The organism is Thermovenabulum gondwanense (genome assembly GCF_001601575.1).
In the GTDB taxonomy this organism is placed as follows: domain Bacteria; phylum Bacillota; class Thermosediminibacteria; order Thermosediminibacterales; family Thermosediminibacteraceae; genus Thermovenabulum; species Thermovenabulum gondwanense.
Map to the genome: position 1 here is coordinate 1 of NZ_LOHZ01000021.1, position 7090 is coordinate 7090.

8 protein-coding genes are annotated in these 7090 nt (G+C 40.7%); all 8 read right to left on the bottom strand.

All coding sequences use genetic code 11. From position 1 onward, the window contains the following. Positions 1–1043: sodium ion-translocating decarboxylase subunit beta (locus ATZ99_RS02475; RefSeq protein ID WP_187694811.1), on the bottom strand; the 1043-nt coding region annotated here is incomplete at its 3' end. 106 nt (positions 1044–1149) lie between these two features. Continuing rightward, positions 1150–1566, bottom strand: coding sequence for a biotin/lipoyl-containing protein (locus ATZ99_RS02480; RefSeq protein ID WP_068747665.1), 417 nt, complete (start codon positions 1564–1566; stop codon positions 1150–1152). Positions 1567–1621: 55 nt separating this feature from the next. Beyond that, entirely contained in the window at positions 1622–1984 is a 363-nt protein-coding gene (locus tag ATZ99_RS02485; protein ID WP_068747666.1) for an OadG family protein, read from the bottom strand. Between the two features lie 30 nt (positions 1985–2014). Further along, entirely contained in the window at positions 2015–3568 is a 1554-nt protein-coding gene (locus ATZ99_RS02490) for an acyl-CoA carboxylase subunit beta (protein ID WP_068747667.1), read from the bottom strand. 23 nt (positions 3569–3591) lie between these two features. Next, a complete protein-coding gene (gene mce / locus ATZ99_RS02495) occupies positions 3592–3996 on the bottom strand; it encodes a methylmalonyl-CoA epimerase (protein WP_068747668.1) in 405 nt (134 codons plus the stop codon). Between the two features lie 36 nt (positions 3997–4032). Next, complete coding sequence (gene meaB, locus ATZ99_RS02500; RefSeq protein ID WP_068747669.1) at positions 4033–4968, bottom strand: methylmalonyl Co-A mutase-associated GTPase MeaB; 936 nt, start codon at positions 4966–4968, stop codon at positions 4033–4035. A gap of 29 nt (positions 4969–4997) precedes the next feature. Next, a complete protein-coding gene (icmB, locus tag ATZ99_RS02505; protein ID WP_068747670.1) occupies positions 4998–5399 on the bottom strand; it encodes a coenzyme B12-dependent isobutyryl CoA mutase small subunit in 402 nt (133 codons plus the stop codon). Positions 5400–5411: 12 nt separating this feature from the next. Further along, positions 5412–7064, bottom strand: coding sequence for an acyl-CoA mutase large subunit family protein (locus ATZ99_RS02510; protein ID WP_068747672.1), 1653 nt, complete (start codon positions 7062–7064; stop codon positions 5412–5414). Positions 7065–7090 lie beyond the last annotated feature (26 nt).

A 7090-nucleotide genomic window follows, 5' to 3' on the forward strand; every position in this document is an offset into this window, starting at 1 on the left:
TATCCGTAAAGGGAAAGCAACACACCTGCAACTATTGCAGTACCAATAACCCCGGCTACATTTGGTCCCATGGCATGCATTAATATGAAATTGCCCGGTTTTTCTTCTTGAGCTACAACCTGGGCTACCCTCGCCGCCATCGGAACTGCTGATACTCCGGCAGAACCTATTAGTGGATTTACCTTACCGCCGGATGTCAGATACATCAGTTTACCGAGAAGAACTCCTCCTGCAGTTCCTCCCGCAAAAGCTACCAAACCCATTATTAGGATTTCAATGGTTTGCAGTCTTAAAAAGTTTTCCGCTGTAGCAGTGGCTCCAACTGTTGTACCTATGAAAATGGTAACTATATTTATAAGTTCATTCTGGGCTGTCTTTGATAGCCTGTCTACCACACCGCATTCCCTGAAGAGGTTTCCAAGCATCAAACATCCTATTAATGCGGTTGCGGGGGGAACTAAAAAGCTCGCCAGAACCGTCACCAAGATGGGGAATATTATTTTTTCCGTTTTTGATACGGGGCGTAACTGTTCCATCGTAACGGTTCTTTCTTTTTTTGTCGTCAATAACCTCATTATTGGAGGCTGGATTATGGGTACGAGAGCCATATAGGAATAAGCCGATACCGCTATTGCACCTAACAAATGAGGAGCTAACTTGCTGGAAAGGTAAATGGCTGTCGGGCCATCGGCTCCACCTATTATTCCAATAGATGCTGCTTCTTTAAAGTTAAATCCCAGTAAAGCAGCACCAAGAAACGCTATGAAAACTCCAAATTGAGCTGCGGCTCCTAATAAAAGGCTCTTTGGATACGCAATTAGTGGACCAAAATCCGTCATAGCTCCCACACCTAAAAATATCAAGGGTGGAAATATATCGTACTCAACTCCCCGGTATATCCAGTAAAGGAATCCACCGGGTTCCATTAAATGCCCCATGGGGATATTTGTTAAAAGCATTCCAAAGCTAATGGGCACCAAAAGCAAAGGTTCGTATTTTTTTGCAATAGCCAGGTACAGTAAGATACAGGAAATGCCTATCATTATTAGTTCTTTTACAGTAACATTAGCAAAGCCAGTCGTTTTAATAAATTCCACAAAAAGTTTTATTATTTCCAACGAGTTTCACCCTCTCCCGTGTATATTGAATTTATTCCAGTACCGCAAGAAGATCTCCGGTATTTACTGAAGTGCCTTCCGCTACTTCAATAGATACTACCTTGCCATCTTCGGGGGCAAGGATTTCATTTTCCATTTTCATTGCTTCAAGTATCATCAAACAGTCACCTTTTTTAACCTGCGTCCCGGGCTTTACTTTTACGGATAGTATTGTTCCGGGCATGGGAGCGTTTACGGTAAGCTTTCCGGTAACGGCTTTTTTAGGAGCCGGCTGGGATGCTGCTTCTTTTACCGGTTTTGTTTCTGCCTTCGGTGCTTCTACTTTTGGAGTTTCTACAACTTTGGGTGTCTCGGCTTTAACGGTGGGTGAAGGGACAGCATCCACACCCAGTTCTTCTACTTCTACCTCATAGGTATTTCCATTAATCGTTATTCTGAATCTTTTCATTTCTTTTTTCTCCTTTCTTAATAGTGTTTTTTACATGTTAATTTATGTTAAATTATTATATGGTTCTTTTTGGGTTAGTTCTTGCTGCTATTCCCCATACGGGAGTTTTTTCATATATTCTTCTAATAGCACCTATCTTTATTGATTCTAATGGTTTGCCTAAATATGCAGCTATTGCTGCAGTTATCGCTGCAATTTCTTCTAAATTTTCTCGAGAAGCTGGATTTATCTCTTCTTCATGGAGCACCAATGGACTTTTCAGTGAAGGTTCATCAATTGTTTTTTTTTGCGTATTTTCGGGCTTGTAAAATACATACCTCATTACATCTAATATCAGTGATAGAAAGTAAAGGGATAGCATGACTATGCCCATACCTATAACTGCTGCTTTTAATGATTCAAGTAATACGTTTTCCATTTTTTTCCCTCCTTTTTTTGTTGTGTATTTTTAAACAGGCATGTTGCCGTGTTTCTTATCGGGTCTTGTTTCGCGTTTTGATACGAGCATCTCAAGAGCGCTTATTATTTTTACCCGGGTATGGGCGGGTTCTATTACATCATCTACATATCCTCTTTTTGCTGCTTGATAGGGGTTGGCAAATTTATCCCTGTATTCTTCTATTTTTTGTTTTCTTGTTTCTACCGGGTTTGAGGATTCTTCAATGTCTTTTCTGAATATTATGTTTGCTGCGCCTTCCGGACCCATTACCGCAATTTCAGCAGTGGGCCATGCAAATACTTGATCCGCACCTAAATGTCTCGAACACATGGCTATATATGCTCCACCGTAAGCCTTCCTTACGATTACGGTTATCTTTGGAACGGTAGCTTCGCTGTAGGCATATAATAGTTTTGCTCCGTGCCTTATTATCCCTCCGTGTTCCTGGGCTACTCCCGGTAAATATCCGGGGGTATCGGTAAAGGTTATAATGGGGATGTTAAAAGCATCGCAGAACCTTACGAATCTCGCCGCTTTGTCGGAGGCATTTATATCAAGACATCCTGCAAGCACTTTTGGCTGGTTAGCCAGTATTCCCACACTCCTGCCGTTTATCCTTGCAAAACCCGTTATCATATTCTGAGCGTAATAGGGTTGAACTTCAAAGAAATCCCCTTCATCCACGATTATTTTTATTACTTCTTTCATATCGTAAGGTTTGTTGGGGTCAACGGGTACTACATTGTTTAACTCGGGCAGTATTTTTATGCCTTCCGCATTGCTTTCTTTTAGCGGTGGGTCTTCTAAGTTGTTCGACGGGAGATAAGATAAAAGTTTTCTTATCTGTTCAAAACATTCTTCTTCGCTATTGGCCATGAAATGGGCTACGCCGCTTTTTGTGTTATGGGCTAATGCTCCACCTAAATCTTCGGGGCTTACATCTTCTCCGGTTACCGCTTTTATTACCTGAGGACCGGTGATGAACATCTTGCTCATTTCGTTTACCATGAATATAAAGTCGGTAAGGGCGGGAGAATATACGGCTCCTCCTGCGCAGGGGCCTAAGATGACGGAAATCTGCGGAATTACACCGGAAGCTATGGTGTTTCTGTAGAAAATTTCGCCGTATCCTTTTAAAGCATCCACACCTTCCTGAATCCTTGCGCCTCCCGAGTCATTTAATCCTATTACAGGAGCTCCCATTTTCATTGCCATATCCATTATTTTTACTATTTTTGCCGCATGCATTTCACCGAGAGATCCGCCTATTACTGTGAAATCCTGAGCAAATACAAATACCAACCTTCCGTCAATGGTGCCGTATCCCGTAACTACACCTTCTCCGGGGGCTTTTGTATCTGCCATATCAAAGTCAATGCAGCGGTGCTCTACAAAAGCATCGATCTCTACGAAACTTCCTTTGTCTAAAAGTTTTTCTATTCTTTCTCTTGCCGTAAGCTTTCCGCTCTCATGCTGTTTTTGAATTTTTTTATCTCCGCCTCCGAGCTCTACTTCTTTTCTTTTTTGCCTTAAAATTTCCAATTTCTGTTCAAAAGTTTCCATATTTGTTTTACTTCCTCCTTTATTTATTTTCTTTCACAAAGTTCTATTAAAACACCTTTTGTAGCTTTGGGATGGATGAAAGCGATTTTAGCTCCACCAGCTCCATATCTTGGCTTTTCATCAATTAGCCTTACACCCTTTTGTTTTAATTCTTCTAAGGCTTTTTCTATATCATCCACTCTGAATGCTATATGCTGTATACCTTCTCCATTCTTTTCTATGAATTTTGCAATAGGGCCTTCCGGATCGGTCGATTCTAATAGTTCTACTTCGCTGTCACCTACTGGAATAAACACAACCTTTACCTTTTGTTCTACAACTATTTCCTCTCCATGGATTTCAAGTCCCAGTAAATCAGTATAGATCTTTTTTGCTTCTTCCAGGTCTTTTACAGCGATACCAATGTGGTCTATTTTCAAAGTCTTCATTTAAATCCCTCCTTAAAAAATCTGTTTTACCTTCTGTTACAAAATGTTTATTTTACTGATTATTATTTCTACGGCAGAATATGGATCTAATTTTTTTTGTTCAATGTCTTTTAAAAGTTCTTTTATTTTTTGAGATTTTTTTTCTAAAATTTCTTTTGCAACCATGTCTTTTAAATGGTTATAAAACTCCTCTTTAATCCTTAACATTCTTTTTTCTTCTAATAGACCGTTGTTTTTCTGAAATTCTAAATGTTTTTTTACTTCTTCAAAAAGCTCCGGCACACCCATGCCTGAAAGTGCCACGGTTTTTAAAACGGGAGGTCTCCAGGAGCTTTCTTTCATTCCAATATCCAGCATCATCTGAATCTCGATAATTAATCTATCAGCACCTTCTTTATCTGCTTTATTTATGGCAAAAATATCGGCTATCTCCATAATCCCGGCCTTTATAGCTTGGACGTCGTCTCCCAGTCCCGGCACAAGTACGAGCACTACGGTATCTGCAAGTTTTACTATGTCTACTTCCGATTGTCCTACTCCCACCGTCTCTATTATTATGTAGTCCATCCCGTAAGCATCAAGTACTTTAACCGCATCAAAGGCTGCTTTTGCAATTCCTCCCAAAGATCCTCTACTTCCCATGCTTCTTATATAAACACCGGGGTCTAAGGAAATTTCATTCATCCGAATTCTGTCGCCTAAAATTGCTCCACCCGAAAAGGGGCTGGTGGGGTCTACGGCAATGACCCCCACCGTCTTCCCCTCTTTTCGAATAGTTTTTACCAGTTCATTTACAAGGCTGCTTTTACCGGCGCCCGGTGGACCGGTTATTCCTATTATTTTTGCATTCCCGGTATTTTTATATATATACTTTAGTTCTTCCCTTGCCTCTTTTGTTTGATTTTCAATAAGTGTGATAAGTCTTGCTACTGCTCTTTTGTCTTTGTTTAAAATCCTTTCATATAAATGCATTAAAACACCTCTTGTGGTAATTATTTAAATTATCTTTTAACATTGTTTTTAATAAATTCTACTATTGTTGAAATTGGAGTGCCCGGAGTGAAAACTTCCGCTATCCCGCACTGTTTTAAATAGGGAATATCATCATGAGGTATTACTCCTCCGCCAATTACGAGAATATCTTCAGCTCCCTTTTCTTTTAACAGTTCCATTATCCTCGGGAAAAGTACGTTATGAGCTCCGGATAGTATGGAAAGACCAATTACATCCACATCTTCCTGTATTGCCGCTTCTACGATCTGTTCGGGTGTCTGTCTTAGACCCGTATATATTACTTCCATACCGGCATCCCTCAAAGCCCTTGCAATTACTTTCGCTCCCCTGTCATGTCCGTCCAATCCCGGTTTTGCTATCAATACTCTTATAGTTCTCGTCTCTTCCATCATCGCACCTCCTTAAAATGTAACGGTAGCTTTATATTCTCCAAAAACTTTTCTTAAAGTGTCGCAAATTTCACCCAAAGTAGCATAAGTTCTTACGCAATCCAGAATATATGGCATCAGGTTTTCGCTGGTTTTTGCCTTTTCTTCAAGAATTGACAATGCATTTTTTACTGCTATGTTGTCCCTTCTTGCCCTTAAGTTCTCTAATTTTCTTCTCTGAACCCTTTCTACTTCGGGATTTACTTTTAACAGGTTCTTCGGAGGTTCTTCTTCTATCTGGAATTTGTTTACTCCTACTACTATCCTCCTGCCGGATTCTATTTCCTGCTGATATCTGTAAGCGCTGTCCTGTATCTCCTGCTGCATATAACCTTTCTCAATTGCTTTGGGTGAACCGCCTAATTCATCGATTTTTTGGATATACTCCATAGCCTTCTTTTCAATTGTATCCGTCAGGTATTCTATATAATAAGAACCGGCTAAAGGATCAATGGTTTCCGTTACTCCGCTTTCATAAGCTATAATCTGTTGAGTTCTTAAGGCAATTCTTACTGAATCCTCGGTCGGTAGGGCTAAGGCTTCGTCTCTGGAATTGGTATGCAGTGACTGGGTTCCGCCTAATACCGCCGCTAATGCCTGCAGTGTTACTCGAACAATGTTGTTATCCGGCTGCTGTGCTGTCAGTGTGGATCCCGCTGTCTGGGTATGGAATCTGAGCATCATTGAACGAGGATCCTTGGCGTTAAACCTTTCCTTCATAATCTTCGCCCATAATCTCCGTGCAGCTCTGAATTTTGCTACTTCTTCTAATAGGTCGTTATGGGCATTGAAGAAGAAGGAAAGCCTTGGGGCAAATTCATCCACATCAAGCCCTGCCTTTATAGCAGCTTCTACATAAGCTATTCCGTTTGCAAGAGTAAAGGCCACTTCCTGTACCGCAGTTGCTCCTGCTTCCCTAATATGATATCCGCTTATACTAATGGTGTTCCATTTTGGAACGTGTTTTGAACAAAATTCAAATATATTGGTGATTAGTCTCATCGAAGGCTCCGGTGGGAATATATACGTCCCCCTTGCTATGTATTCCTTTAAAATATCATTTTGAATGGTGCCGGATAATTTATCGGAACCTACGCCCTGTTTTTCCGCAACGGCAATATACATGGCAAGTAGTATTGATGCCGGTGCGTTAATCGTCATGGATGTGCTTACCTGATCAAGGGGTATTCCGTTAAAAAGTATTTCCATATCTTCTAAGGAGTCTATGGCTACTCCTACTTTGCCAACTTCTCCCTGGGCAAATGGATGGTCGGAATCATATCCGATTTGAGTGGGAAGGTCGAAGGCTACGCTTAAACCCGTCTGCCCCTGGGAAAGTAAATATTTATACCTTTCATTGGATTCTTCTGCTGTGCCGAATCCGGCATACTGTCTCATCGTCCAGAATCGACCGCGATACATAGTAGGCTGAATACCGCGGGTAAAGGGATATTCACCGGGAAATCCCAAATCATTTATATAATCTGTGTTTTGTACATCTAATGGTGTATACAAACGCTCAACTTCTATATTTGAACCGGTATAGAATTTTTCGTATCTTTCGGGTGCTTTCGCAATCGTCTTTTTTAAAGTTGTGTCTTCCCATCTTTTTTGTTCTGCTTCTATCCTGCTAAGGGTTTCTTTGTCAAACA

What these genes read in the sequence shown, in the direction of transcription:
- ATZ99_RS02490 (WP_068747667.1), bottom strand. Translation starts at nt 3,568, where the DNA reads ATGGAAACTTTTGAACAGAAATTGGAAATTTTAAGGCAAAAAAGAAAA.
- icmB (WP_068747670.1), bottom strand. Translation starts at nt 5,399, where the DNA reads ATGGAAGAGACGAGAACTATAAGAGTATTGATAGCAAAACCGGGATTG.
- ATZ99_RS02485 (WP_068747666.1), bottom strand. Translation starts at nt 1,984, where the DNA reads ATGGAAAACGTATTACTTGAATCATTAAAAGCAGCAGTTATAGGTATG.
- ATZ99_RS02480 (WP_068747665.1), bottom strand. Translation starts at nt 1,566, where the DNA reads ATGAAAAGATTCAGAATAACGATTAATGGAAATACCTATGAGGTAGAA.
- mce (WP_068747668.1), bottom strand. Translation starts at nt 3,996, where the DNA reads ATGAAGACTTTGAAAATAGACCACATTGGTATCGCTGTAAAAGACCTG.
- meaB (WP_068747669.1), bottom strand. Translation starts at nt 4,968, where the DNA reads ATGCATTTATATGAAAGGATTTTAAACAAAGACAAAAGAGCAGTAGCA.